General features: G+C 57.9%; 26 protein-coding genes. 17 read left to right on the forward strand and 9 right to left on the reverse strand.

The window, feature by feature from the left end:
• Positions 1-76 precede the first annotated feature (76 nt).
• Together CLH62_RS05185 and CLH62_RS05190 are read left to right on the forward strand one after the other, a co-directional pair.
• Positions 77-355 carry a peptidylprolyl isomerase gene (locus tag CLH62_RS05185; protein WP_070964993.1) on the forward strand — a complete coding sequence of 93 codons (279 nt, stop codon included), beginning with the start codon at positions 77-79 and terminating at the stop codon, positions 353-355.
• Positions 355-1,305 carry a CIA30 family protein gene (locus CLH62_RS05190; protein ID WP_099617053.1) on the forward strand — a complete coding sequence of 317 codons (951 nt, stop codon included), beginning with the start codon at positions 355-357 and terminating at the stop codon, positions 1,303-1,305. Before CLH62_RS05185 ends, CLH62_RS05190 begins: the two co-directional genes overlap by 1 nt.
• On the opposite strand, the gene CLH62_RS05195 is transcribed toward CLH62_RS05190, so the two are convergent.
• A complete protein-coding gene (locus tag CLH62_RS05195; RefSeq protein ID WP_099617054.1) occupies positions 1,278-2,480 on the reverse strand; it encodes a M24 family metallopeptidase in 1,203 nt (400 codons plus the stop codon). The genes CLH62_RS05190 and CLH62_RS05195 overlap by 28 nt on opposite strands.
• Before the next feature lie 84 nt (positions 2,481-2,564).
• A complete protein-coding gene (locus tag CLH62_RS05200; RefSeq protein WP_099617055.1) occupies positions 2,565-3,395 on the reverse strand; it encodes a DUF2059 domain-containing protein in 831 nt (276 codons plus the stop codon).
• Positions 3,396-3,485: 90 nt separating this feature from the next.
• Between CLH62_RS05200 and CLH62_RS05205 the strand changes: the two genes are divergently transcribed.
• Positions 3,486-4,202: a transglycosylase SLT domain-containing protein gene (locus CLH62_RS05205; RefSeq protein ID WP_456085517.1), complete on the forward strand. Its 717-nt coding sequence runs from the start codon at positions 3,486-3,488 to the stop codon at positions 4,200-4,202.
• 6 nt (positions 4,203-4,208) lie between these two features.
• Here CLH62_RS05205 and CLH62_RS05210 read toward each other — a convergent pair whose 3' ends face one another.
• A complete protein-coding gene (locus CLH62_RS05210; RefSeq protein WP_099617056.1) occupies positions 4,209-5,108 on the reverse strand; it encodes a LysR family transcriptional regulator in 900 nt (299 codons plus the stop codon).
• A gap of 147 nt (positions 5,109-5,255) precedes the next feature.
• Here CLH62_RS05210 and CLH62_RS05215 point away from each other — a divergent pair, with 147 nt between their 5' ends.
• Positions 5,256-5,450: a hypothetical protein gene (locus tag CLH62_RS05215; RefSeq protein ID WP_099617057.1), complete on the forward strand. Its 195-nt coding sequence runs from the start codon at positions 5,256-5,258 to the stop codon at positions 5,448-5,450.
• A 114-nt stretch (positions 5,451-5,564) separates the two neighbouring features.
• Here the strand turns inward: CLH62_RS05215 and CLH62_RS05220 are convergent, their stop codons facing one another.
• Together CLH62_RS05220 and CLH62_RS05225 are read right to left on the reverse strand one after the other, a co-directional pair.
• Complete coding sequence (locus CLH62_RS05220) at positions 5,565-7,247, reverse strand: AMP-binding protein (RefSeq protein ID WP_099617058.1); 1,683 nt, start codon at positions 7,245-7,247, stop codon at positions 5,565-5,567.
• 337 nt (positions 7,248-7,584) lie between these two features.
• Positions 7,585-8,013, reverse strand: a complete 429-nt coding sequence (locus CLH62_RS05225) for an Lrp/AsnC family transcriptional regulator (protein ID WP_099617059.1) — start codon at positions 8,011-8,013, stop codon at positions 7,585-7,587.
• Between the two features lie 117 nt (positions 8,014-8,130).
• Here CLH62_RS05225 and CLH62_RS05230 point away from each other — a divergent pair, with 117 nt between their 5' ends.
• Positions 8,131-9,252, forward strand: coding sequence for an arginine N-succinyltransferase (locus tag CLH62_RS05230; protein WP_099617060.1), 1,122 nt, complete (start codon positions 8,131-8,133; stop codon positions 9,250-9,252).
• Positions 9,242-10,048 (forward strand): DUF1338 domain-containing protein, encoded by an 807-nt coding sequence (locus CLH62_RS05235; protein WP_099617061.1) that lies wholly within the window; start codon positions 9,242-9,244, stop codon positions 10,046-10,048. Before CLH62_RS05230 ends, CLH62_RS05235 begins: the two co-directional genes overlap by 11 nt.
• 38 nt (positions 10,049-10,086) lie before the next feature.
• Here CLH62_RS05235 and CLH62_RS05240 read toward each other — a convergent pair whose 3' ends face one another.
• Positions 10,087-10,743, reverse strand: coding sequence for a protein-L-isoaspartate(D-aspartate) O-methyltransferase (locus CLH62_RS05240; RefSeq protein WP_099617062.1), 657 nt, complete (start codon positions 10,741-10,743; stop codon positions 10,087-10,089).
• A gap of 232 nt (positions 10,744-10,975) precedes the next feature.
• On the opposite strand from CLH62_RS05240, the gene CLH62_RS05245 reads away from it, so the two are divergent.
• On the forward strand, positions 10,976-11,641 hold the full coding sequence (locus CLH62_RS05245; RefSeq protein WP_099617063.1) for an AbiTii domain-containing protein: 666 nt from the start codon (positions 10,976-10,978) through the stop codon (positions 11,639-11,641).
• A gap of 293 nt (positions 11,642-11,934) precedes the next feature.
• On the opposite strand, the gene CLH62_RS05250 is transcribed toward CLH62_RS05245, so the two are convergent.
• Positions 11,935-12,708: a TSUP family transporter gene (locus tag CLH62_RS05250; RefSeq protein ID WP_099617064.1), complete on the reverse strand. Its 774-nt coding sequence runs from the start codon at positions 12,706-12,708 to the stop codon at positions 11,935-11,937.
• Between the two features lie 108 nt (positions 12,709-12,816).
• Here CLH62_RS05250 and CLH62_RS05255 point away from each other — a divergent pair, with 108 nt between their 5' ends.
• From CLH62_RS05255 to CLH62_RS05290, 8 genes are all read left to right on the forward strand, one after another.
• Positions 12,817-14,694, forward strand: a complete 1,878-nt coding sequence (locus tag CLH62_RS05255; protein ID WP_099617065.1) for a methyl-accepting chemotaxis protein — start codon at positions 12,817-12,819, stop codon at positions 14,692-14,694.
• 91 nt (positions 14,695-14,785) lie between these two features.
• Positions 14,786-15,847, forward strand: a complete 1,062-nt coding sequence (locus tag CLH62_RS05260) for a PA0069 family radical SAM protein (RefSeq protein WP_099617066.1) — start codon at positions 14,786-14,788, stop codon at positions 15,845-15,847.
• Positions 15,848-15,864: 17 nt separating this feature from the next.
• Positions 15,865-17,595, forward strand: a complete 1,731-nt coding sequence (locus tag CLH62_RS05265; protein ID WP_099617067.1) for a L,D-transpeptidase family protein — start codon at positions 15,865-15,867, stop codon at positions 17,593-17,595.
• 55 nt (positions 17,596-17,650) lie between these two features.
• The gene (locus tag CLH62_RS05270; protein WP_099617068.1) at positions 17,651-18,307 is read left to right on the forward strand and encodes a c-type cytochrome; all 657 of its coding nucleotides are present in this window, start codon (positions 17,651-17,653) and stop codon (positions 18,305-18,307) included.
• A gap of 14 nt (positions 18,308-18,321) precedes the next feature.
• Positions 18,322-19,302 (forward strand): c-type cytochrome, encoded by a 981-nt coding sequence (locus CLH62_RS05275; RefSeq protein ID WP_099617069.1) that lies wholly within the window; start codon positions 18,322-18,324, stop codon positions 19,300-19,302.
• Between the two features lie 47 nt (positions 19,303-19,349).
• Complete coding sequence (locus CLH62_RS05280) at positions 19,350-19,805, forward strand: hypothetical protein (protein WP_099617070.1); 456 nt, start codon at positions 19,350-19,352, stop codon at positions 19,803-19,805.
• 4 nt (positions 19,806-19,809) lie between these two features.
• Positions 19,810-20,748 (forward strand): alpha/beta fold hydrolase, encoded by a 939-nt coding sequence (locus tag CLH62_RS05285; protein ID WP_228152772.1) that lies wholly within the window; start codon positions 19,810-19,812, stop codon positions 20,746-20,748.
• Positions 20,749-20,894: 146 nt separating this feature from the next.
• Positions 20,895-21,995, forward strand: coding sequence for an NADH:flavin oxidoreductase (locus CLH62_RS05290; protein WP_099617071.1), 1,101 nt, complete (start codon positions 20,895-20,897; stop codon positions 21,993-21,995).
• Positions 21,996-22,003: 8 nt separating this feature from the next.
• On the opposite strand, the gene CLH62_RS05295 is transcribed toward CLH62_RS05290, so the two are convergent.
• Complete coding sequence (locus tag CLH62_RS05295) at positions 22,004-22,891, reverse strand: alpha/beta fold hydrolase (protein ID WP_099617072.1); 888 nt, start codon at positions 22,889-22,891, stop codon at positions 22,004-22,006.
• Positions 22,892-23,016: 125 nt separating this feature from the next.
• Here CLH62_RS05295 and CLH62_RS05300 point away from each other — a divergent pair, with 125 nt between their 5' ends.
• Positions 23,017-23,802 carry a ZIP family metal transporter gene (locus CLH62_RS05300; protein ID WP_099617073.1) on the forward strand — a complete coding sequence of 262 codons (786 nt, stop codon included), beginning with the start codon at positions 23,017-23,019 and terminating at the stop codon, positions 23,800-23,802.
• Here the strand turns inward: CLH62_RS05300 and CLH62_RS05305 are convergent.
• Positions 23,799-24,710, reverse strand: coding sequence for a LysR family transcriptional regulator (locus tag CLH62_RS05305; RefSeq protein ID WP_099617074.1), 912 nt, complete (start codon positions 24,708-24,710; stop codon positions 23,799-23,801). The genes CLH62_RS05300 and CLH62_RS05305 overlap by 4 nt on opposite strands.
• A 187-nt stretch (positions 24,711-24,897) precedes the next feature.
• On the opposite strand from CLH62_RS05305, the gene CLH62_RS05310 reads away from it, so the two are divergent.
• On the forward strand, positions 24,898-26,409 hold the full coding sequence (locus CLH62_RS05310) for a CoA-acylating methylmalonate-semialdehyde dehydrogenase (RefSeq protein ID WP_099617075.1): 1,512 nt from the start codon (positions 24,898-24,900) through the stop codon (positions 26,407-26,409).
• Positions 26,410-26,431: the final 22 nt, after the last annotated feature.

Here is a 26,431-nt window from a genome sequence, read left to right on the forward strand (position 1 = left end):
CACTTGCCTCCGGCGGGCTGTCCGGGCAGCATTCCCGTTCTGACGTACCCATTCATCCGAAAACAGGATATTGATCATGGCACAGGCAACCGCACGCCACATTCTGGTAGACAGCGAAGCGAAATGTGAAGAACTGAAGAAAGCCATCGAAGGTGGCCAGGATTTCGCGGAAGTGGCAAAGCAGCACTCTTCCTGCCCCTCCGGCCGCAACGGCGGCGATCTGGGCTCCTTCGGCCCGGGCCAGATGGTTCCCGAGTTTGACAAGGCCGTATTTAACAGCGAGCTGAACACCGTGCTCGGCCCGATCAAGACCCAGTTCGGCTATCACCTGCTGGAAGTGACAAGCCGCAGCTGATGAGTCCGGGTGCCACACCGGGAATGCCCAGCGCCGGTCGGCGGCTTCAGCTGCTGGCCGGTGTGACTTCACTTCTTATTGTTCCGTTTCTCTTTTTTGGCGGGCCTGACTGGTCCTCGGGGCCGGTATACAAATCGGCCTGGAATCTCGGCCACATCCTTCTCTTTGCCCTTCTGACTCTTACCGTGAGACCCTGGCAGTGGCTCCAAGGCTGGCGCCTCTGGCTGGCAGTGACCAGTGTATTGCTGGCCGCTGGAATCGTCATTGAACTGCTCCAGTACGGACATGATCGCGAGATGGACGTGCAGGACCTGCTCCGAAACCTGATTGGCAGCTGGCTGATCATTGCCTGGCGCCCCCTGTTCTTTTCGGGAAATCGGAAAACCGCCGGCAGCGTACTGATGGCCGCCTTCACCACGCTGTTGCTGCTGTCTGAACTGGCCACTACCGCTCAGGTAGCTGCCCGGCAATTTCAGATGAACCGTCAATTGCCGGCCCTTTATGACTTCCAGAGAGAGGAACCCTCACCCTTCTGGAGCGGGCCGCTCACATCCTCGCAAGCACATGCTCCGGAAGGCTCAAAAAGCTTGAGAATCAACCTGGGCACGGAAACCTATTCGGGGGTATCCCTGCACAACTTTCCATCCGACTGGCGAGGGTTCGCGACACTGTCCCTGACTCTTTTCAATCCCGATTCCCAGCCCCTTTCGGTGACCCTTCGAATCAACGATGTGGAACATGACAGAGGTGACAATGCCTACAGCGACCGATTCAATTTCAGGCTTGACCTGGAGCCCGGCGTCAACACTTTCGAAATACCGCTGGCGACCATAGAACAGGCGCCGGACCAGCGCCCCATGGACATGAGCGAGATACGCAGGCTTGGCCTGTTCGCCACTCGCCTGCCCGAACCAAGGTCTGTTTACCTGCTGGCGCTGGCGCTTGACTGAGCCAGTGTCCAGGGATTGGTTGTGATTGGCTCAGCGCCGGCATCGGTTACCAGAATTGTCTCACTGCACCCGATACCCCATTTCCCGGGGACACGCAGGCAAATCGGGAGGTGAAACACCATACCGGGACTGAATTCCGAGTTGCCGCCGCGTGCGATAAAGCCGGAACCTTCCACCCAGGAGGGCGGAAACTGGGCGCCGACGGTGTAGCCGAATACGCCGGAGAAAAACACCGTGCCGGAAAGAGGGGCCAGGGCTTTCTCCGCTGCCTGGGCGGCGGAATCAAATGTCACGCCCGGCTTCACTGCCACCAGAAGGGCATCCACAACGCTTCGACAGCCGTCGAATACCTTTCGCATTTCCCGGGACGGCGTTCCGGCAACCACGGTTTGCATCATGGGTGCGGTGTATCGCTGCCAGGCGGAACCGAATTCCAGAAATACCGGCTCATCCTGCTCTATCCTGCAGCGTTTGTGGTTGGTGTGAATCACGCTGCTGCGCCGGCCTGCGGTGACAATGGGCTGCATGCTCATGAACTCACTGCCTGCCTCCAGCAGGGACCGCGCACCAACAGCAGCAATGTCGTTATCCGTTAACCCCGGCCGAACTTCTGCCGCTGCCGCTCTCAGCCCTTCGCCGGTGATACGCGCACTCTCGCGCAGGTATTCGATTTCACCCGCGGATTTAACAATGCGAATCTTCTTGACGAGGCCGCCACTATCAATAAACCGAACGCTTGAGAGCCTTGCTTTCAGGCCTTCAAGCACACCCTGCCGGAGCGAGCCGTGCCAGGCATCAATGCCGACAATGTCCGCAGAACCATTCAGGGCATCAATCAACGGTGACAGTACTTCGCCAATGCCTTCCCAGCGATAGCCGGTAACGTTGGTCACACGGGTTGTCACCATGGCTGGGCCCATTTCAATGGAGGGCACCTGCAGGAGCAGGGATGAGCCGGTGACCAGCAGGGCGACGTGAACGGACACCTCAAAGGTACTGTAACCGGTCAGATAGAAAATATCGGAAGGGTCCGTCAGCAACAACGCGTCCATGTCTTCAACGGCCATCCGATCCCGCACCCGGGCAAGCCGATGATCAAATTCTTCCGCTCCGAAGGAGCATTCAGAGCCCCTTAGTTCTGCCGGAAGCGCTTTCTGATAGGCATTGAAATCCATGGTCGCACCTCCTCGGTTACTCTTACCAAGGAGAGTGGACCCGAATTTGCATTTTCACAAATTTTAGAGGGCTTTCAGCAGCATTTACTGGCTGTTTCCGGGCGCCGGCGAAAGAAATTGCGCCAGCTGCCTGCCCACCGATTCTATCGGGTCTGTAATCGCCTGCTGGATGCTGTTGGTAACAACCTTCGAGAACGCCGCTCCGGCGGGGCTTTCCAGGAAACCCAGATACAGGTCCATTTCCTGGGCTCCAATATTCTCGTAGGTATAGAGGTAGCTGTCGTACACCTGCTGGCCGACGACACCTGTCAGCATACTGCGCTGGCCTTCAATGCGTTGCCGAAGCTGATCGTAATTCTCCGAATCACTGCTGAACGCGGCCATGGCGGTTGCCAGCCCGAGTTGCACCGCGATGGTGGTATCCACCGCGCTTTCAGTAGCGCGGGAAGCACGATCAAAGCGGTCGAACATTTCGGCTTTGCGAGTGCCCTTGTATTTGCTGTTCAGGCCAGGAGCACGAGCCTGGATCTGTTGCCAGGCGGAAGGCTCGGAGGCGGCAATCTCAGCAGCGGAAATCTTCCTGCCAACCGGTGTTTCATACCAGCCCTGCACCGCCTCAAGCTGTCCGTCCGTCAGCTGGTTTTGCAAATCGGTAATAATCTGCTGCTCAATATCAGCGGCACTGAAACTGTTGCTCACCACATTCCCGATGGTATCCGCCACCATGGGCGGCAACTGGCCGCTTCGTTTCAGACCGTCCCGAATGCCCTGGCTCATCATGGCCGGATATCGGGCGACAATGTCGTCAACCGGTGAGGCCGCCAGCGCCTGGCGGGCGTCTGTTGCCGCCTGGGCCGTTCCGGTGAAAAGCATGGCGGTGACTAAAAGAGGTTTAATTAGGGGAAATCGCTTCATTTACCTATCATCCCGAATGTATCGTTGGTTCCCTTATGCCACGGGTACGATACATGCAGCAAGCAATCCCGCGGTCCCGGAGATGACGGTTTGGTAGGAATACGCAAAAAGCCCCGCCGGAAAGGTAAACGCCGCCAGACAGCCACTGAAATCTGGAAAAGCCGGGCCAGATGGTACGGACTTCCGGTCCTGGGTTTGCTGATGGGAGTATGGGCCACTTTACGGTTCAGCCTGCTGGCACCGGATCCTCCGGCCAATCCGGAAGACCTCTGCGAGATCTTTCGGGAACATCCCGTCTGGTATGACTACGCCAGCGAATCGGAGCAACGGTGGGGCACACCGATCGCCACGCAGATGGCTTTTGTCTACTACGAATCGTCCTTCCGCAGCCATGCCCGACCGCCGCGCTCCCTGCTCTGGGGCTTTATTCCCTGGGCCAGGCCAACGACCGCCTACGGCTATGCCCAGGCCCTGGACCCGGCCTGGCGGGAATACCTGCAGGCCAACGGTGAGGGATGGTTTACCGTTCGTACCGATATGGAATACGCGCTGGATTTTGTCGGCTGGTACAACCACCTGACCCACCGGCAGCTGGGTATTCCATTTTCAGCCCCGCGGCAGTTGTATCTCGCATACCACGAGGGCCGGGGCGGCTATGCCCGTAAAACGTTCGAGGTAAAACCGGCCGTAACCGCCCTTGCCTCCCGGGTGCAGACTCGGGCCTTCCGATATGACCACCAGCTCAAAACCTGTGAACAGGAGTTCCAGTGCTGGCGCTGGTACCAGTTCTGGCCGTTCTGCGGCTGAATCCTGTTAAAGCGCTGTTTTGATCTCCAACTGGGCTTCAAGCGCCTGCAGTCGCTCCACCAGATACTCCATGACAATCCGGACGCGGGCCATCTGCTGGGTATCCTGGTTCACATGCAGCCATAGATCCACACTCTCGCCTTCCAGCGGGTCGGACAGGCGACGAAGTTCACGGGTACCTTCACCCAGGTAGCATGGCAATACCGCCAGTCCGGCGCCCGCCCTGGCGAGGGCATGCATGGACTGCAGGCTGTTGCAGCGAATTACCGATGCCACGTTTTTCAGATGCTTCCGGTACCAGCGGCCCGTGGCCAGATGACTGAAGGTTTCATCAGGAATAACCCACAGGCAGGCCTCCGGATGATTCTCAATGTCCATGTTGCGATTTCGCCGACAATACCGTGCAGAGCCGTAAACCGCCGATTCGATGGCGGCAATCCGCTCTCCCTCGAGGGTTGCCTGCGGCTTGTTTTCTGGCCGGAGCGTCAGGTCTGCCTCCCGATGGCTGAGGTTGGCCACATCGTTGTCCGTCAGAATTTCCAGCTCAATATCCGGGAATTCCCGCACCAGCTCCGCCAGTATCGGGCTGAGCAATTCATTCATCATGGCGTCTTCGGCTGCCAGCCGCACCTTTCCCACTGGCGCGGAGTCCTGCCCCACCAGTTTCCGCTCGAGATTATCCATCTCCACTGCCAGCCGCTCGGCTTCCCGAAAAGCCGTTTCACCCACCGGTGTAAGCTGCAGTCCGTCTCTGCTTCGTTCAAAAAACTGCACACCCAGCGACTCCTCCATCTGGTCAAGTCGCCGTAAAACAGTGGTTTGATGCACACCCAGTAATTCGCCGGCCTTGGCGAGCGTTCCGCCTATTGCCAGAGCCCTAATATATCGAAGATAATCCCAGTCCATAGCTACTGCATATTTGCAACGTGAGTACGGATTTTAACGTATTTAAGCTGCAAATAAGAACCCTTAGAATGCTGTTTATATTAAAGGTAGATCCCTAACTAATCTGCCCAGTTGAACTAACCCACCCATAGAAAGGAGGAAGGCGCTATGACTCAGAACCATATCGCAACCGTTAACCCGCTGCCGTCCAGTATCCTCCACAATAGTACTGAGGTCAGGCGCCAGTATACCCGTGCTGCGGCAAAGCAGACGGTTCAGTTTTTCAGTCGCAAAATGCGAAGCTTCAACCGGAAAGCAGCAAACGTTGCTTCGGACATGACCCAGATGCAGGGCGGCCACTGAGCCAACACTGATATCTGGCATGAACGCGGGGACCGCGTAGGCTGGAAACGAAACACAGGGATTTGAAAACGCCGGCGGCGCCCGAGGGAGCCACCGGCGTTTTGCGTTTGGGAGTCAGAACTCCCAGACCACCTTTTTCTTCTGGCTGAACCAGTCGTCCATTTTTTGGTTGTAGAAGTCTTCGATAACGTTCCGCTTGATCTTCATGGTCGGCGTAAGCATACCGTTTTCCATGGTCCAGGGCTCCCTGACCACCACCACGAATGCCACTTTCTCGTGGGATTCACATTCAGCGTTCACTGCTTCCAGTTCGGCGGCCAGTTCCTGCTCCAGTTCACTGCGATCGGCACCGGTTTCCAGTTCGCCCCGTGCTTCCTCAGAAAGCAGGATCATCAGGCACGGCTGCGGCTGGTTGGCACCGGCAACACAGACCACTTCTGCTTTGGGGTGGTTAAAGCGGTTCTCGATAGGAACCGGAACAACATACTTGCCTTTCGAGGTCTTGAAGAGGTCTTTCACCCTGCCAGTAATCCGGAGAGTGCCATCCCGGTCAATTTCCCCCATGTCTCCGGTTTTCAGGAAGCCGTCCTCTGTGAGGTCCTCTTTGGTTTTTTCATCATTCTTGTAATAGCCCAGCATCTGGCCAGGGCTCTTTACCTGGACCTCACCCCCTTCGCCAATGCGATGCTCCACACCCGGATTGGCCATACCCACAGAGCCGGCCCTGGCCTGACCCGGCCGGTTGGCGTGGGAGTAGCCGAAGTTTTCTGACATGCCGTAGACCTCCAGCAACTCCAGCCCGAGATTCCGGTACCAGTTGACGATCTCAGCTGACAGGGGCGCGGCGCCGGTGAGCGCCGCCCGGCAATGATCCAGCCCCAGCTGGCGAAGTACTTTCTTTTTTACCAGACCACGGATGATGGGAAGGCTGAACAGCAACTTCTGTTTTTTCGGCGGCAGTTTCGCGTTTACACCCAGGTAGAACTTCATCCACAGGCGGGGAACGGAGAAGAACAGCGTCGGCCGCGCCCGCTGAAGGTCTTCCTGAAAGGTATCAAGGGAGTTGGCGAAGTACAGATGAAAGCCGTAGTACAGGGACTGGGTTTCCACCGCCGCCCGCTCTGCCACATGGGCCAGCGGCAGGTACGAAAGCATCCGTTCACCGGAAGAGACCGGAAACAGTTGCTGCAATCCGTCTGCCACCGAAATCATGGTCCGAAAGCTGTGCATGACGCCTTTTGGCCGGCCGGTACTGCCGGATGTGTAGACAATGGTCGCCAGGGTATCTTGAGCTGGCAGCTTCGGTTCCGCAGGCTCCTGGCCGGCAATGATCTCCAACCACTTCGGCGTGTCGTCCCTTGGTGACATGGGCAGGGAAATAAGCGGTAAATCATCGGGAATGTGATTTTTGATATCATTCCAGCCGTCCGCGGTACCGTCGAGTTTTCCGAGGAACAACAGTTTTGCCTCGCAGTGCTCAAGCACGTAGGCCGCGGTATCACCGTTGAGGGTGGGATAAAGCGGCACCGACACGTGCCCGGCCGCCCAGATGGCCAGATCCGCCAGAATCCAGTGCGCACTGTTCTTGCCCAGGATACTGATATTGCTGGGCTCAGGAAGGCTCAGGCTGTTCAGGAAGGCGGCCATTCGGGAGACCTGGTCAGCGGCCTGCTTCCAGGTGATGTCCTCAACACGGCCATCCGGATACGGCTGGGTAAGGTAGACATTATCGGGGGTCTCCCCGGCCCAATAATACAGGCAATGGAGAGAGGTCTGCTTCCGGGGATCAACCGCCATAGATGGCTCCTTTATTGTTATTGTGCTGTATGTTTCAGGTTCTGAATTGCTATTCATACTAGCGCCATTTCACGAGCGCTCAATAGCATTTAATGCCCGTACAGTTGGCCAATTAATCCTCCGTTGCGAACTACCTCTCAAAACACTTCGTGACATTGGTCAAGTTTGATCTACAGTGAAGGTTGCTGCGTATCGAATTCCATCACTGTAGGAGGTGACCATGAGAACATCGACTCGCTCTTCCCTGATTTTTCCTGCCTGGGGCATAATCCTGGTCGGTTCCGTTGCGTTTCTTTACTGCGCCTATGCTGGCCTGCTGGGATCCTGAAGCAATTGTCTAGCGACGAAACTTTGTTTCCAGCACTACCGCAGAGTTTGTCCGCTCAACCCCTTCAAGATTGCCAATGGCGTCCAGCACCTTGCTCAGTTCCTCAAGGGACTGGGCCTGAATGATGGCAACCAGATCGTACTCGCCGCTCACTGAAAACAGTTGCGACACCTGGCTGATTTGCTCCAGAGCCAGATTGGTCCGCGCTGTCAGTTTCTGGAATACCTTGATCGACACATGGGCCTCAACCTGATTAGCCAATAATTCCCCACCCAGCTGAACCGAATAGCCCCGAATGACACCGCTGGCTTCCAGCCGTGCGATCCGATTCTGCACCGTTGAACGGGACACATGCATGGCTTTTGCCAGCTCCGTAATACTGGCCCGGGCATTCTGGCGCAGCAGCATTAACAGTTTCTGGTCCTGCGGGCTGATCATTTTGTCGCTCCCTCTTATCATTCTGACATTATTATAGATCATTTCGATCATTCTGAACCTGCAATCTGTTATCAGCTGCTCTCATACTGGGCCAAAACAACGCTCAGGACGCTGGCCATGTTTATCCGACCCATTAGCCCCGGGGATCTCGATGCACTCTACCGCATTGCCGTTGAATCCGGCCCCGGCTTTACCTCTCTGCTGCCGGACCGGGGTGCTCTTGCGCGAAAGATTGACCATTCCGTATCGAGCTTCGCCAGATCCGTCACCGCACCGGGTGACGAGCACTACCTATTTGTTCTGGAGGACAGCGGGACCGGAGAAATCCTGGGCACTACCGGTATTGAAGCCGCCGCAGGCCTGAACCGGCCACTTGTCCACTTTCGCCGCAACGCCGTTATCCAGCACGCCAACGTCCACCAGATGCGGCGCCCCGAGGAAAGCCTGACCCGTTGCCAGCACTACATCGGCTGCACCGAAATCTGTTCACTCTATCTGCGACCAGGGTTTCGCCGCGCCAATGCCGGCAAGCTCCTTTCCCGGGTGCGTTTCCTGTTCATGGCACTTCACCCTGAGCGGTTCTCGGATATCGTCATCGCGGAAATGCGGGGCGTTTCAGACCAGGCCGGGCGATCTCCATTCTGGGACTGGCTGAAGCACCATGTTGCGGACCTGGATTTTGCCTCAGCCACTCAACTGGCCTGCTCCGGACACGCCGGCTTTATTGAGGAATTAATACCCGCCGTGCCGTTCTATACTCAACAAATGAACCATGCGGCCCGGGCGGTAATCGGCCAGGTTCACGAAGATACCCGCCCGGCCCGGCATATGCTGGAGCGGGAGGGCTTCCGGCACCAGGGTTTTGTCGATCTTCTGGATGGCGGCCCAACCCTGGAGTGCCCGAAGGCGGAGATCGCTAGCGTGCGCACCACCCATATAGGCAAGGTTCAGCTTCATGCGGGGGCAAAGCTCCCTGAGGATAGGGAGAGGGACGACTATCCATACGCTATCGTGGCCAACGCCGGCTGTTCCGGTTTCAGGGCAACCGTGACCGACCGGGCCTATCCGGAACCTGAAACCGGCCGTGTAGTTGTGGCAGCCCGACTGGCAGAGCATTTGGGCCTGGGCGATGGCAACCTGGCCTGCTGTCTTCCCCTCGCCGGAAGCAATAAACAGTCACAGCCCGGTCAACAGATCCGCCATACACTGGCTACTGAGGAGATTCGCTATGCATACTGACCCGGACACACTGTTCGCCCGGCTCTGGGAGTCCTATCGTCAGGTGACCCCTTCCGCCGACCGCATCCACAAAATCCTGGGTGCCGAGGAAGGTCAGGAAATCGTCAACGACCACATCGCACTGCGCACCTTCAACCTGGATCCGGTGCGGCTCGAGGCACTGGCCGAGCATTTTCTGAGCCTTGGTTATCAGCAAGGCGGCGAATACCATTTTGAGGCCAAGAAACTGTATGCCCGGCACTATGAGCACCCCTCCAGGGAACTCCCGAAGGTCTTCATATCGGAGCTGCTTGTTGATCAGTGCTCACCGGCATTACAGGCAGTGGTGGAAAACCTGGTCGCGCAGGTGCAACCCAACGCTGTAAAAGCCGATGATTTTCTGTATTCCGGGCGCCATTGGACGATTAAGTACGACACTTATCAAGACCTCCTTCAGGAAAGCGAGTATGCCGCCTGGATGGCTGCCTGGGGCTATCGTGCCAATCATTTCACGGTCAGCATCAATCACCTGGAACAGTTCCGGACGGTGCCGGATATTAACCAGTTACTGAAAGACCACGACTACACGGTGAATGCGTCAGGCGGGGAGGTGAAGGGATCGCCGCAAGATCTTCTGGAGCAGTCGTCAACCATGGCTGACAGGGTACCTGTAACCTTTTCTGATCAGACCGTGACAATCCCGAGCTGCTTTTACGAGTTTGCCCTGCGGTATCCGAAACCGGACGGCGAACTCTATTCGGGATTCGTGGCCGCCTCGGCAGACAAGATTTTCGAGAGCACCAACGCCGCAGGCTGAGACGCTTCTCGCCCGCTCACCCTGTTCAGACCATCTTGTCAGGACCACCCCTGCTCGCCGAGCAGGGGTACAAAACGGACAGCCCCGAAGTCCTCGGTTCTGAATTCGCTTTCCGCCAACCGGGTAATCCGCAGTAACGACTGCACGGAATGCTCGGAGCCAACGGGAATCACAAGGTGGCCACCAACAGCCAGTTGATGCTTCAACGCCTCGGGCACTACCGGCGCACCGGCAGCCACGACAATGCCATCGAAGGGCTGATGTTCTGGCCAGCCCAGAGTGCCATCACCGCAGCGGACCACCACGTTATCAAACCCTTCCGACACCAGGGTGCTGCTTGCCCGTTCCGCCAACTCCGGCACTCTTTCCATGCTGAAAACCTCGCTGGCGATACAGGCAAGAACGGCAGCTGCGTAACCCGACCCGGTTCCAATATCCAGCACCTTTTCGCCACCCTGAAGATTCAGAGCCTCGGTCATCAACGCCACAACATACGGCTGCGAAATCGTTTGCCCTGCGCCAATGGGCAGCGGCCCGTCATCGTAGGCACAGTCCTGCATGCTCTTTGGTACAAATTTCTCCCGTGCCACCCGGCCCATGGCCTCAAGTACCAGTGGCGACTCGATTCCCCGGGCGACGAGCTGATAATCCACCATGGATGCTCTTCGGGACGCAAATTCACTGCCCTGTGTCATTGTCTGCCTACTCCTCTGGTCAACCCCTTCAACCGCCGCCGCCCACCGATTTTCCGGTGTATCGGTCACCACTTACCGGCGGTTACAAAGCAGTAACTTTTTTACAACGGCGGCCATCACATTATCTGACTACTTTTTACTCACCGGTAGTTACAGAAACAACCGCCGAGCACCAAAACAATAAAACGGACAACGGGCTGAGAATCAGGGACCCCGTTGTTGAGGAGGAAAAATGTCAACATCTGTTAACCACCTCGACGAGCGGACGCGGGATTCCGCCGAACTGCTTGAAGAAATCATGCCCTCTGCCATCACCCTGGCCATGATGCTTCGCCACCGGAAGATGGCTGCGTGGCTGCGTACCGAGTTTGATGGCTATCAGGACCTGGAGGCCGCCCCACCCTATCGGCGTCAATTGCATGGTCATATTGTTGCCAAGTCTCCCCAGTATGGCTGGATTCCCGCGCCGATGGACGATGACCAGAAAGAGGAATTCGGCTATATGGACCTGCTTGATGGCGTAAAAGCCCTGGAGAAGGTATGTATCAACTGCAAAAAGGGTAATGGCACCCGCGTCTTGCTGGCCAAAGAAGATATGGCTGTTCTGCAAAAGCAGATCAACCTCACTGCCGAACTGGCTATAAACCTCAGCCGGGACGTCTACTGCCGCCTGCTAAGAACCGTTCGGGCGGCGATTTACCTATGGACCCAGGAGCTCATGGCGGAAGGCTTGGCCGGTGAACACAACCACTACAGCCCCGATGAGCGGGCGAAAGTGGCGCAACTGGATGACCCGGAAAAGTTCTGGCGCCGGGCCCTGGAGGAAGTGGACAGCCTGCCGATACCCGATGTTCGTGAGGTCGGATTCTTCGAGCGGGTATTCGGGCGCGCAGGCTGAAGGCCGCCACTGCCCACCAACCCGCTCACTAGTGTCCCGTCTGGCTAATTCGTTAACCTACTGAGCCACTGAGGGCCTTGATAGCTAGGCGCGGTGGCGAAGGTTTGGTGGTTCCAAATCGAGACAGCGCAACGCGGCTATCAAGGCCCTCAATGGCTCCCGAAGGGCGACACGCCGAGACCTCTGGCCGGTGTTGCCAGCCCTTGATGTGGAACCACCACACCTGCGGACTGGCGCCTTGGCCAGAGGCCTCGGCGTGTCGCAGTAGGTTAACAAATTAGCCAGACGGGACACTAGAGGACACTGACAATGCCGACGCTGCTCACCAGGAGCAGCACGGCTCCTAGCAAACGAAAGAAAACCGGCGTCTCGGCCCGGAGAATACGGTCGTGGGCATAGAGACCGATCACGTGGCCCACGGCTGCACAGGGCAAAAGCCAGAGATGGTGAACGAGCTGGAGATCCACGCCAGCCCAAATGAATGCCGCCATCTTGATCAGCACCAGAATGAACCAGAGTGCGAACAAGGTATCCCTGAGCTTCTCCTTAGGCAGGTGCTGTGCGGCGACAGCGATTATCAACGGCGCTCCGATCAGGGATGTTCCACTGATATAGCCCCCCACCATCAGGAAAACTGCATCGACAGTCTTGCTGCCGCTGCGAAATGGCCGATTGATGATGTAAGACACCGAATAAAGCGCGACGATCACGAAGATAATGGCACTGAGAATGTCGGAAGGCATGGTGATCAGACCAAACACACCAATCAGCTTGGGCACGATCATGATCCCGAGGATGCGCCACAAATACTGCCAGTCAACGGTCCCGGAACCTGTGGCACGGAGCTCTCCGGCTCTCGTGCGATTATTCATCCAGATGGTCAGGGATGAAAATACCAGCAGGTGAACCGCGATAATCGGGAGAAACACCAACGGCTCATCAAGAACCAGCAGAAGAAACGGTAATGACAGGACGGCACCACCAAACCCTAACCCGGACCGGACAAAGCCGCTCCAGACGAAAATCAGGGCAATCAGCAGATATTGATAGTTTGCGAGGTCTGACATGGAATTCCTGTTAAAAAAATGGGCCGGCCTTTTTCCGAAACTGATCTAAGCTCTTATAATTGTGAATAGTTACGAAGCAAAACAATAGCATGCGGAGGATGTTCGTTAATGGCCCTGTCCTGGAAACAGAAGTTTATGATGTTGATTGTTGCCACGCTGATAGGGCTGGCGATTGCCACCATGGCGTCCCTGAGCGGACTCGACAAGGTGTCGGATGCCTATGAAGCACGCGGGCAGGCCCGGGCCTATGAGTCCGCCTCCCTCACTCTTCTGAACGACTGGCTTGCTCTGGAGAGACTGAGCGAGAGTCTCGCGCCGGAGCAGGTCGAAAGCTATCAGCAACAACTGGAATCCCTCTCTGGACAGGCCCTGGCACTGAGCGAATCCGCAACCACCCTGCCGGGCGACACCATTAACGCCATCGCGCAACAAATCCGCGAACAGGTCGCGAAGTATACCCGACTTCGTACCGAGTGGCTGGCCCTGAACCGGCAGCTTGGGCTGACGCCTGACACCGGGCTCAGGGCAACGATGTCCAGCGCCATCGATGATAACCTCCGGAAGATCAGCATCTCGATCTTCAACGACGATATCAATATCATTTCGTCGACTTACCGGGATTACCTTTCCACCTTTGAAGCCTCCTATGCCCAGACAACCCGCGAAGCGCTCGATCGAATGCAGACCACCGTCCGGGATATGGAATGGCAGGAAATCGACATCGGCAAAGCCGTGCAGGCGTTCGACGATGCTTTTGCCAAGGCAGAACAGCTCATCACCTCGCTATCGACAATCGAAAACCAGCTGGCCGACGCCGGTGCGAGCATTCGAAGTCAGATCACCGAGCAGAACAACCTGCTTCGAACTGAACTTATCGTGGCAACCAGCCAACGTGCCGAGGAAGCCCGGACTTCCTCTACCTGGCTGATCATTGCGACCGCGGCCGCCGTGTTGGTCATTCTGGTTATCACTCTGACAGCTGCTTCCAGAACCCTGGTAAAACGACTTAATGATGCCGTGCGCCTGCTCACCCAGGTCGCGGGCGGCGATCTCAGCCAGCGCCTTGAGCCGGGCAAGAACCCGAACGATGAGTTTAACCGGCTTGGTCAGGCCGCCAACAAGATGCTGGACGATGTATCCCGCGTGATTGGCCAGGTGGTTGAAGGCAACCGGACCCTGTCGGCCCTGCAAAGTGAACTGGACGCACTGGTTGATCAGATGGGACGCAATGGCGAGCAGGTTGAGGACGAAACCGAGCAGACCGCCACCGCCGTCCAGGAAATCTCCCACACTGCGGTGGACATTGCCCAATATACCCAGTCGGTCAACGAAGCCGTCCAGAGCGCCAACGGCGCTGCCCATTCCGGCGCCGAAGTCGTCAGGCGCAGTGCGAAAACCATGAGTGAGCTGGCCGAGCGGATCCAGAAAACCCACGATCAGGTTGGCCAGCTGAGCAAGACCGGCGAAAAGGTTAATTCAATCGTCGGCGTGATCAACAGCCTCGCCGAACAGACAAACCTGCTTGCTCTGAATGCTGCCATCGAAGCTGCGAGGGCCGGTGAAGCCGGCAGAGGTTTTTCTGTGGTCGCCGATGAGGTCCGCTCCCTGGCAGAAAAAACGGTCTCCGCCACCAATGGCATCGCCGAGATTGTGGAATCTCTCAATCGTGAAACGTCAGCCATTTCCAAACTGATGAAGGAGGGACTGGATTCCGCCGGCGACGGAGAAGAAAGCTCCAAAGAGGCGGCTCATTCGATTGAGCAGATCACTGGCTCCATCCGCCAGCTGGCCGGGGATATGAATCAGGTGGTTTCCTCGGTTGAGGGTATCTCCACTACAACCGAGGAAATTGCACAGAAAGTCGAGCAGATTCACGGCCACACCCGGGAAACCTCGGACATTCGCCAGAAACTCAACGCCCACATTGAACGACTCTCAACACAGGTAGCGTCCCTGACCCAGGCCTCTCAAGGCTTCCGCCTGTAACGGGCCAGGGGGCAATAACTCTGGTTGCACAGAACTGGGCGGAGGGTTAGCATACCCGATACTGTACATTTAAACAGTATCGGGTATGCCTATGAAAACGCGCGCCACCGCCCTGAACCCCCACAATCGCTTCCAACCCATAGTCACGGATCGTCAGTGTGACGATGGCTGGCACCAGGATCCGGAGGATGAGCTGAATCCGGACACCCTGGCCACCGAAGTGATGTATGAAACTGTCCGGTCGATCATTAGCCGCAACACCTCACCGGACGTGCCTTTTGATCAGTCCATCAACCCCTATCGGGGGTGCGAGCACGCCTGTATCTATTGCTTTGCCCGCCCCACTCACGCTTACTGGGACATGTCGCCGGGACTGGATTTTGAAACCCGCCTGATTGCCAAGTCCAACGCTGCCAGCAAGCTCCGGGAAGAACTGGATCGGCCCGGTTATCGGGTTTCGCCCATTGCCCTGGGCATGAATACCGACGCCTATCAACCCCTTGAGCGCGATCAGAAGATCACCCGCCAGATACTGAAGGTGCTGTCAGACTACCGACATCCGGTTTCAATCATCACCAAGGGCGCCCTGATCCTGCGGGACCTCGATTTACTCTCCAGTCTCGCCAGCGAGGGTCTGTGCTCGGTGCGGGTGAGTCTTACCACCCTGAGTAACGACCTGAAACGTCGAATGGAGCCCAGAGCTGCCGCCCCGGCAACCCGGCTGAAGATGATCAGACAACTCTCGGAGGCCGGGATTCCGACCGGAATTATTCTCGGGCCGGTCATACCTTTCATTAACGACCATGAGATCGAAGCCATTCTTGAGGCTGCGGCCGAAGCTGGAGCAACCCGTGCCAGCTGGATTATGCTACGTTTACCTCATGAGTTGGACGAACTGTTTCAGGATTGGCTGCACCGGCACTTCCCGCTGCGGGCGGAACACGTCATGAACCGGATGCAGGACCTGAGGGGCGGGAATAGCTATGACGCCACTTTTGGTCGCCGAATGACGGGCACAGGCCCCTATTCTGACCTGATCCGCCAGCGGTTCTCGAACAAAGCACGGCGCCTGGGGCTTAACCTTCATGAGGAAGAACCCCTGCGCACGGATATTTTTCGCCGGCCCGGCGGCGAGCAAATGGGGCTGTGGTAATCAAATGGAGACCACCGATGCATGGACCGAGTCGTTTTTCCCTTACCACGGCACTGGTTACCCTGCTCGCCTCCGCCCTGTGGTTGTCCCCATGCTCTGCGACAGATGAAGCCATAGTTGCGAGAGTGGAAGCACTGAGTGCCGGATTTCCGGTTAAGGTTCTGGGCGACACCCTGATGGCCCACAAGGCGCTGCCGGCATTCTATGGGGCCAACGGTTACCAGCGAGCCTGGCAATCACCTGAACTCCGGCACCAACTGATCAAAGCCGTCGAGCGCGCCAGTGATGACGGACTGAACCCGGTGGACTACCACGCAGACATACTGTCCGATCTGGCTTTCCGGCCAATGGAAGATTTCTCGGCGGACCTTCAGGCGGACCTGGACCTCCTGTTTTCCGACGCGTTCCTGATTCTCAGCTCTCACATGCTGGAGGGGAAGGTCAATCCGCAAACGGTTCATGCCGAATGGACCGCCAATCGTCGCGAGCGGGCGATGGAATCGGTCCTGAGTGAAGCTCTGGCGCGTGAGGACATTGTCGGAGCTCTGGCTGCACTCCGGCCAGCCGATCCGGCCTACCGTCAGCTGATGTCGGCCCGGCGAGACCTGACAACGCTGCTGGGACAACCATGGTTGCCCATCGCATCAAGGCCAACGATACGCCCTGGCAAGCGCGATGAGAGACTGGGGGAAATCCGCCGCCGGCTTGCGGTACTGGGAGATCTGACTACAGAGCCTGCGCCACCCAGGGACCCACTGTTCTATGGGGAGGATCTTGAAGAGGCGATACCGCGATTCCAGGCGCGGCACGGACTTGAACCCGACGGCCTTATCGGCCGGGATACCTTCACCGCCCTCAACCTGATGCCGGTGGAGCGTCTGCGCCAGATTGACGCCACTCTTGAGCGCTGGCGGTGGCTCCCTGAATCCCTGGGTGACACCTATGTACTGGTGAATATCGCCGCCTATGAACTGATAATGGTGGAAAACGGCGAAGACGTGCTACGCAAGCGCGTGATTGTAGGGCAACCCTTCCGGCAGACGCCTGTTTTCAGCGACCATATCCAGTACCTGGTATTCAGCCCCACCTGGACCATTCCCCGTACGGTCATGATTCAGGACCTGTTACCCCAGATCATCAGGGACCCGCAGTACCTTACCCGCCTCAATATCGGCGTTTACCGTGGATGGGGTGCAGACAGGGAAAAGGTGGACCCGACGGAGGTTGACTGGCAATCACTCAACCGGAACAATTTTCCCTTTCAACTGGTCCAGGAGCCCGGCCCGCAAAACGCCCTGGGACAGGTGAAATTCATCTTCCCCAACCAATACGATGTCTATCTGCACGATACTCCGGGCCGTGACCTGTTTGGCCGGAACGAGCGTTCGTTCAGTTCCGGCTGTATTCGGGTTGAACAACCGTTCGATCTGGCTGAGCGCCTGCTGGCAGCAGTGCCGGACTGGTCCAGGAAAAAAATCGACAGCCTGGTGACGGCGACCGCGCCACAAACCGTGGTATTGCCAAAACCCGTGACGGTCCACATTCAGTACTGGACTTCCTGGATTGATGACGAAGGCCGGATGCAATTCCGGAACGACATCTACAACCGCGACGCCCGCCTGATCGCGCAACTGCGCCAATCTGCATCCGGAGACGGCCAGCTGCCTACTCCGGTTGCCACAGCAGACTTCTCTGCGTCAACAACCCTCTCCACCACCGACAGGAGCGATCAACCGAAGTTTGATTGACATTATTACCAAAGGGAATATCCTAATTCGTTTAGTTTATGAATGGAGGCAAATAATGACAACCCTCTCCCGAATGATTCTTGCTGGCGCCCTTATCGGCCTGGCAACCGGCGCAACCGCAGCCGAAAGTGATCCCGAACGGGGTGCACAACTGGCGGCCCAGGGTGATGGCAGTGGCGCCCCATGCGTCGCATGCCACAGTGCCGATGGTTCCGGCAACAATGCAGCCGGCTTCCCTCGTTTGGCCGGGCTTGATTCTGCTTACCTTGCCAAGCAGATGCTGGACTATAATGCCGGAGAACGGGTCAGCCCGGTGATGCAGCCCAATATCAACAACTTCGACGAACAACAGATCCGCGATCTGGCCGCGTATTACGCCGCCATGCCCGTGCCGCAAACCACGACGACTGCAGACGTCGGTGAAGACGTGCTCGCACTGGGTGAAAAGCTCGCCAACCAGGGTGACTGGGACAACTATATTCCACCGTGCTCTTCCTGCCATGGCCCCGGCAACCGCGGTGTCGGCGAAATCTTCCCGGCAATAGCCGGACAGCATCCGAATTACATCCGGTCACAGATTAATGCCTGGAAAAACAACCAGCGCAACAACGATCCCAACCAGCTGATGACCGCAGTTGCGGAACGACTGACCGAGGAACAGATTGATGCCGTGGCCGCCTATCTGGGCAGCCAGAGTGCAACCACAGAATAAAAGGAGGCAGAGCCATGAAACTCAAGCACACGATCTCCCTGCTCGCCAGCCTGCTGGTTGCAAGCCCGGTGATCCTTGCGCAGCCTGAAGTTCCGGTAAATCTGCCGGAGTTCAAAGAAGGTCAGTACATTCACGACGCTCCCACGGTAGAAGACCTGAGAAAGGATGACAGCATTCATCCGGAGCTCAAGAAGGTCATCCTCAAAGGCCGGGACATGTTCATGAACACCCAGCAGCTCCGCGGAAAGTATGTGTTCAATGACCTGAACTGCAAGTCGTGCCATATGGGCGAGGGCCGAATGAACTGGTCCGCCCCGGTCTGGCCGGCGGCAACGACCCTGCCGGATTTCCGGGGCAAGAACCAGCACGTGAACTCCCTGGAAGAACGGATTGCCGGCTGCTTTTCCTTCTCCATGAACGGCAAGTCACCGGCCTATGGCAGTGACGACATGCTGGCCATGGTGGCCTACCACAAATGGCTCGCCACGGGTGCTCCGGTGTATGAAAAGAACATCGGCGGCCGCGGCTTCAGTCATCTGGGCCGGGAAAAGCCTGAGCTGAGCTACGAGCGCGGCCAAGAAGTGTATGCGGAAAACTGCGCGGTTTGCCACGGCGAAAACGGGCAGGGCCAGGAAAAGAACGGTGAGGTTGTATTCCCGCCCCTGTGGGGTGACGGCTCCTACAACTGGGGCGCCGGTATGACCCGCATCTTCACTGCGGCCTCGTTCATCCAGAACAACATGCCGCTCGGTAAACCGGGCTCGCTCACCGATGACGAAGCCTGGCAGGTTGCCAACTTCATCAACTCCCAGGAACGGCCACAGGATCCACGCTACACAGGTGATGTGAAAGAAACCCGTGAGAAATATCTGAACTTCCACAAACACACGAACTATGGAACAGTAGTGAACGGTGAGTTACTGGGCGATCACGACAACACCGGTACCAAGCCTTTCCTCAAGCCAGACATTTTGCAGCCCAGGACTTTCGAATAAAGTCGAAACGGGGCCGGTAACAGGGAAGGCAAAGGCCAGGAGATTCTATGCCACGCATACTGCCTTTCCTCTCGACACTGCTCCTTCTTAGCGGCTGTCAGTCACTGCCCTCCGAAACGGAGGGCAGTATTCCGTCCGACAAAATCATGTTGAGCGCCCAGCATTGTCTGAGCGAATACATTGATGACCTCGACAAGGTCCACTTCGGTCCCTGCCTGAAAATTGTTTCCGTCAATGGCCAGGCGCCGGCGGTTGGGCAGGACGGTTTCGTCCCGTTGCCCATAGCCACTGAGCTCAACCTCCAGACGAGCTGCGTCTACCGGCATGCTGATGGCACCCCGATTCCGGCCACCGTGAGCACTGCTACTTTTGAAGTGAAATCCGACACCTTCACCTCCGGCGGACAACGCTGGTATCTGCACGCGCACAAGCAGGCCCGAGGGGTCACTGGTTGCGAACCAACCCTGTCCCGGTCAACCTACCCATCCTATAAAACGGACTAGGTCAGTGGGCTCGGCTCAAACCACTGCTACTGGCAACAGCGAACACCAATTGCGGCTTCAGGATGGCAGGCGGCTGACCTACACCGACCTGGGTGATCCCCAGGGCTACGCCATACTGTTCGGTCATGGCATGCCGGGCTGCAGGCTGGAGGGTCACTTTCTGCATGAACGAGCACGCCAGCACGGATTCCGCATCATTACTCCGGATCGATCGGGAATAGGGCTGTCAGATTACCGGGGCCGCCGCCTGCTCAGGGACTATCCGGAGGATATCCGGCAACTGGTCGATACCCTGGAATTGGCGCGCTTCTCCTATGTCGGCTGGTCCAGTGGCGGCTCCCGGGCATTGGCCTGCGGCTATGCCCTCGCCGACCGGATGGATCTCGGAGTCTGCCTCTCAGGCTACACCCACTTCGGCGAATATCCAGGCCACCACAGACTGATTGAGGGCACGCGATGGCCCGGCCCTCGCCTGGCAAAGCTGAGCCCGACACTGCTGAACCTGGTGGTCCGGCTGGTCGTTCGATTGTCCCTCCGGCACCCGGGCCTGTATATGCGTGAGACCAGGCAGCTGGTGAGCGAACAGGACAGAGCCCTGCTCCGTGCTTTTCTCAAGGGCGAATGCTTTCGGCGCGACCAGCTGGAGTGCCTGCAAAGCGGCGGCAAGGCCATCGCCACCGATCTGCTGACCGAGCTCGGAGACTGGGGTTTCGAACTTAAAAGTGTGAAGGTGCCCATCCTCATCTACCAGGGCGAACAGGACCCGTTCGTCCCTGTGGACTATGCCCGTCATCTGGCAGACAATCTTCCCGCCGCCGATTTGACCCTGATGCCAGGCGCAGGCCACGTGTACCCGCTGGCCGAACAGTTTCAGGAACGCCTGTTTCAACGCCTGAACCATTACCTGAACAACCCACACCGGAAGCTACAAACCACGACCTGATTCATCACCGATCTTCGCGCCCTTCAGCAGCCATAGAGTAATCGTTCAAAAATACTGACAAGCTGAGTCGATATTCTTCGCTTTAAGAGCGCGCGCTGCGCCCGGATAGTAGGTACTGATAAATTTTACGACCCATGAGGGTATCTATGAGCGACGTGATGCAATCCGACCAATTCAAATCCATCGATGTACCTAACCGGTTCGCCCTGGCCCCCATGACACGCACCAGTGCAGAGCCCGCCGGCACACCGAACAGCCTGATGGCCGATCATTATGAGGGCTATGCCAAAGGCGGTTTTGGTCTGGTGATCACCGAGGGCACCTACACCGACAACAAGGCCAGCCAGGGTTACGCCAACCAGCCCGGCATCATCAACGACGCCCAGATTAGCGGCTGGAAGACCATCGTTGACCGTGTGCACGCCGCCGGCAGCAAAATCGTTGTGCAGTTGATGCATGCGGGCGCCCAGTTTCAGGCGAATCGCCATACCGATCAGCCCCAGGGCCCCAGCGACGTCGTTCCGAAAGGCGCTCCGCTCGGTTTTTATGGCGACCAGGAAGCCTGGAAGACACCGTCTGCCATGACAGATGCCGACATACAGACCGCCATCGACGGTTTTGCCCAGTCTGCAGCCAATGCAAAGGCGGCCGGATTTGACGGCATCGAGATTCACGGCGCCAACGGCTATCTGCTCAACCAGTTCCTCAGCACCCACTTCAACAAGCGGGAAGACCGCTACGGCGGCCCGCTGGAGAATCGTCTGCGCTTGGTGACAGAGGTAGTAAGTGCCGTGCGCCGGGCGGTGGGGGAAGACTATCCGGTGGGTATCCGGCTCTCACAGGGCACCGTCACCGATCCGGACCATCAGTTGCCCGAAGGCGAAGCCGGGTTCCGCAAGATTGTCGAAGCGGTTCGCGACGCCGGGGCGGATTTTGTCCACACCACCGACGGTGATGTCAATCGGCAGAATTTCACCGCCGGAAGCGAAAGCCTGGCCAGTGTCGCGGCCACCGTTGACGGCATTGAACTGATCATCAATGGCAATATTGATGAAACCAACTACCAGGACTTGGCCAACCAGTTCCCGGGCACATTACTGGCCGTTGGCAAGAAAGCCCTTGCCAACCCGGACTTTGTGCAACGCCTCAAGGACGGAAAAGAGATAGCGGACATCGACTTCGCCATGTTGCAGCCCAAGGCAACCATCTCCAACGAGCTGGCCTGGCGCAAGCAAAACGCGGCCTGAGCGCCCGCCTAGTCCGGTAAGAAAAACCGCCGGAGTTCGTCGATGACGGCCTCCGGCGCTTCCTCGGGCAGGAAGTGCCCACAACTGAGGGCCCCGCCCTCAACCTTCGACGCGTAATCCCGCCACACCGTGAGAACCTCGTACGTCCGGTTCACGAAGCCTTTGTTGCCCCAGAGAACCTGAAGCGGGCATGCCACTTTACGACCTTCGCTCCGGTCTTTACGATCGTGCACCAGGTCAATGCTGGCCGCCGCCCGGTAATCCTCGCAACTGGCATGGATAGCGTCAGGCCGGGAAAAGCAGCGAACGTACTCCTGCACTGCCTCTGAATCGAATTCCGCTCCCGGCGCCGACCAGCGCGTGAGTTTTTCCCGCAAGTAATAGTCCGGATCGAGGCCGATCATGTGCTCTGGCAGTCCGTCCTGCTGGATCAGGAAAAACCAGTGGTAGTAGCCGGTTGCGAAGGCCTGATCGGTGTGCTCGAACATGTGCAGCGTGGGCGCAATGTCCATGACACAGGCCCGCTCGACCCGTTCGGCATAGTCCAGACAGAGCCGGTGTGTTACCCGGGCGCCCCGGTCGTGACCAGCCACGCTGAAACGCTGATATCCGAGCGCCTCCATCACAGCCACCATATCCGACGCCATCTGCCGCTTGCTGTAGGTCTGATGATCCGGATCGGAATCCGGTTTGCTGCTGTCGCCGTACCCCCTGAGGTCCGGGCATATAACATGAAAATCCCTGGCTAGCGCCGGTGCAACACGGTGCCACATCAGGTGGGTCTGGGGATAACCATGCAACAACAGCAGAGGCGATCCAGAACCAGCATGGGCAAAATTGATGGTTGCTTCGCCCGTCTGGACCGACTGGTATTTGAATGGTTCAGGTAGCCTCATCTGATCTCCCTGTTTCGACTGGGTTGTTACTGGCATTGTGGCCCGGGGCAACGGTCTTGCACCATACAACCAACCGACAATAACCCCGGCTGCTATTCTGAACCTATTAGCTAACTGGAGAGCGAATGACACCTGATATCAGTATTGTCTGGCTGGGCACCCTGGCCAGTCTGTTTGCCGGCCTGGCAACAGGGCTCGGTGCACTGGCGGTCTTTCTGGTTCGCACCATTACCCATCGACTTCAGGACGCCATGCTGGCCGCAGCGGCGGGGGTCATGCTGGCCGCTTCGTTCTTTTCTCTCTTGCTGCCAGGACTGGAATACGGCGAGGAAATCACCGGGCAAACCTGGAGCGCGGCTCTGATCGTCATCTTTGGCCTGCTATCGGGTGCCGCTGCCCTGCTCTTTGTACACCAGAAACTCCCCCACCAGCATTTCGAGTTGGGCCGGGAGGGGGCAGACGTGTCTTATATCCGGGGAATCTGGCTGTTTATCATCGCCATCACGTTACACAACTTCCCCGAGGGCATGGCCGTTGGCGTCGGCTTTGCCGGCGGCGACGTGAACAACGGTTATGTGCTTGCCACCGGGATCGGCCTGCAGAACATTCCCGAGGGCCTGGCCGTCGCCTTTTCTCTGCTGGCCATCGACTACTCGAGGGCCAAGGCTTTCGGCATTGCCCTGCTGACCGGGCTCGCGGAGCCATTGGGCGGCCTGCTTGGCGCCACCATGGTGTGGCTGGCAGAACCTCTGATGCCCTGGACACTCGGTTTCGCAGCCGGCGCCATGCTATTCATCATCAGCAACGAAATTATCCCGGAAACCCATCACCGGCAGTGGAAGATCATGTCCACTTTCTGCCTGCTGGGTGGCTTTGTGGTCATGATGTTTCTGGATGCCACCCTGGGCTAAGCCGCAGCAGACAGATTCCACACGCCTGCCAGTGCCTCCAGTGCCTCGGAAATCAGGGGTTCATCCTGCCGGTCACGGTGCCAGATAAAGCTTAGTGCGCAGGGCAACTGCACCCCTTCCACAACCACCAATCCCCTTTCCTGACGCTCGGCCATGGCCAGGGCGTCCCTGGCGAGACTCAGGCCGACACCGGCCCGAACCAGATCGAGCATACAGGCTTCCTGGTCGACCTGGGCGACGCCGTGAGGCGTCAGGCCCAGCGGTTCCAGAGTGCCTTTGAGCAGCCGATGGTGAACAGAGTTTTCGGGTGTGACAATCCACGGCATACCTGCCAGATCCGACCACTCGCTTGATAGGATCCGTTGCCCCCAGCCTGCCGGCGCAACCACATAATAATGGAATTGGGTCAGCTCACGATGGGCTACCTCGGGAGCCAGCGCACCGGGCCCCACACCGGGCGGGGCCAGAAAAAACCCGACATCCAGCCGGCCATCCCTAACCTGCTCCAGTACGCTGCCACTCATGCCCTGCCGAAGTTCGGTTTCCAGCTGAGGTGCGCGCTCCACCAGCCGATGCAGAAATGCGCCCAGACGAATGAACTCGGGATCGACGATGGTGCCAATCCTGAGGCGCCCCCGCAGGGTGCTGTGCAGTGCCCTGGCGCTCTGCTCGAACGCCGCCATGGCCGCCAGCGCTTTCTCCGCAGAGGGCAACAGGGCCTGGCCATCCGGCGTCAGTACCAGCCCCTGGGGCCTGCGCAGAAATAGCTTCAGATCCAGTTCATCCTGCAGATGCTTGAGTTTCAGGCTGACCGCAGGCTGGGTCAGGTGAAGACGGACCGCTGCCCGGGACACACTGCCCTCTCGGGCAACCGTAACGAATGCCCGAAGGCTCTGGAGGGGATTCATAAAAAGCCTCATTCGCACTGAGTTATATAAAAGAACCTTATATCAGGGTTTTGAAAATCTCAATTGCTTTAGCCCCTGATCCACACTAGCTTGTATGGTTAAATATCCATCAACATTGATGAGAAGCCTGCCAGAACCGTATAAAAGGCATCTTCCAAAGATTTCACGCGAAATAATCGAGGCACCCATGACCAACGCAACCATACTGCATTATATCAATGGCGAAATATCGCCAGGTACGTCCAGCCAGACTCAGGACGTGTTCAATCCGGCCACTGGCCAGGTGAGCGGTCAGGTTGCCCTGGCCAATCGCGCGGATGTAGACGCAGCCGTCGCCGCGGCCGATGCGGCTTTCCCTGCGTGGGCGGATACCCCGCCCATCCGTCGCGCCCGCGTGATGTTCAGATTCCTGGAACTGCTTAACAGACACAAGGACGACCTGGCCCGGGCCATCACTGCCGAGCACGGCAAGGTCTTCACCGATGCCCAGGGCGAAGTGGCCCGGGGCATCGACATTGTGGAATTCGCCTGTGGCATTCCGCAGTTGCTGAAAGGGGATTACAGCGAGCAGGTCAGTACCGGCATTGACAACTGGACCACCCGCCAGCCACTCGGCGTGGTTGCCGGTGTCACCCCGTTCAACTTCCCGGTCATGGTACCTATGTGGATGTTTCCCGTTGCCATCGCTGCGGGCAACACCTTTGTGCTCAAGCCCAGCCCGCTGGACCCGAGCGCATCACTGATGATTGCCGATCTGCTCCGCCAGGCGGGTCTGCCCGACGGCGTTTTCAACGTGGTTCAGGGCGACAAGGACGCTGTTGAAGCGCTGATTGAGCACCCGGATGTGCAGGCCCTGAGCTTTGTCGGCTCCACGCCAATTGCCAACCTGCTCTATGAAAAAGGGGCGAAACTCGGCAAGCGGATCCAGGCCCTCGGCGGCGCCAAGAACCACATGGTAGTCATGCCCGACGCAGACCTGGACAAGGCCGTCGACGCCCTGATCGGCGCCGCCTACGGCAGTGCCGGCGAGCGCTGCATGGCCATCAGCGTGGCGGTTCTGGTTGGCGATGTGGCGGACAAGATAATGCCACAGCTGGCTGAACGGGCCCGCACGCTAAACGTGAAGAACGGCGAGGACCTTGACGCCGAGATGGGGCCAATCGTTACGGCCGCCGCACACCAGCGCATTACCGGCTACATTGACAAGGGCGTGGCCGAAGGCGCCAAACTTGTGGTTGATGGCCGGGAGTTTGATTCCTCAAACACCGGCGAAGGCTGCGAAGAGGGTTTCTGGATGGGCGGATCCCTGTTCGATCAGGTAACGCCGGACATGACGATCTATCGGGAAGAGATCTTTGGCCCGGTTCTGGCGTGCGTACGGGTGCCCGATATTGCCACCGCCATCCGGCTGATCAACGACCATGAATTCGGCAACGGCGTCAGCTGTTTCACCGAGAGCGGCAGTGTGGCCCGGGAGTTCGGCCGGCGCATCCAGGTGGGCATGGTGGGCATAAACGTGCCGATTCCGGTTCCCATGGCCTGGCACGGCTTCGGTGGCTGGAAGCGCTCCATGTTCGGCGACACCCATGCCTACGGCGAAGAAGGCGTGAAATTTTACACACGCCAGAAATCCATTATGCAGCGCTGGTCCGATTCCATCGACGCCGGTGCAGAATTTGTTATGCCGACCGCCAAATAACGGCTGAACCAGCTGCGGAGAA

The sequence above is a fragment of the Marinobacter guineae genome (assembly GCF_002744735.1).
Taxonomy (GTDB): domain Bacteria; phylum Pseudomonadota; class Gammaproteobacteria; order Pseudomonadales; family Oleiphilaceae; genus Marinobacter; species Marinobacter guineae.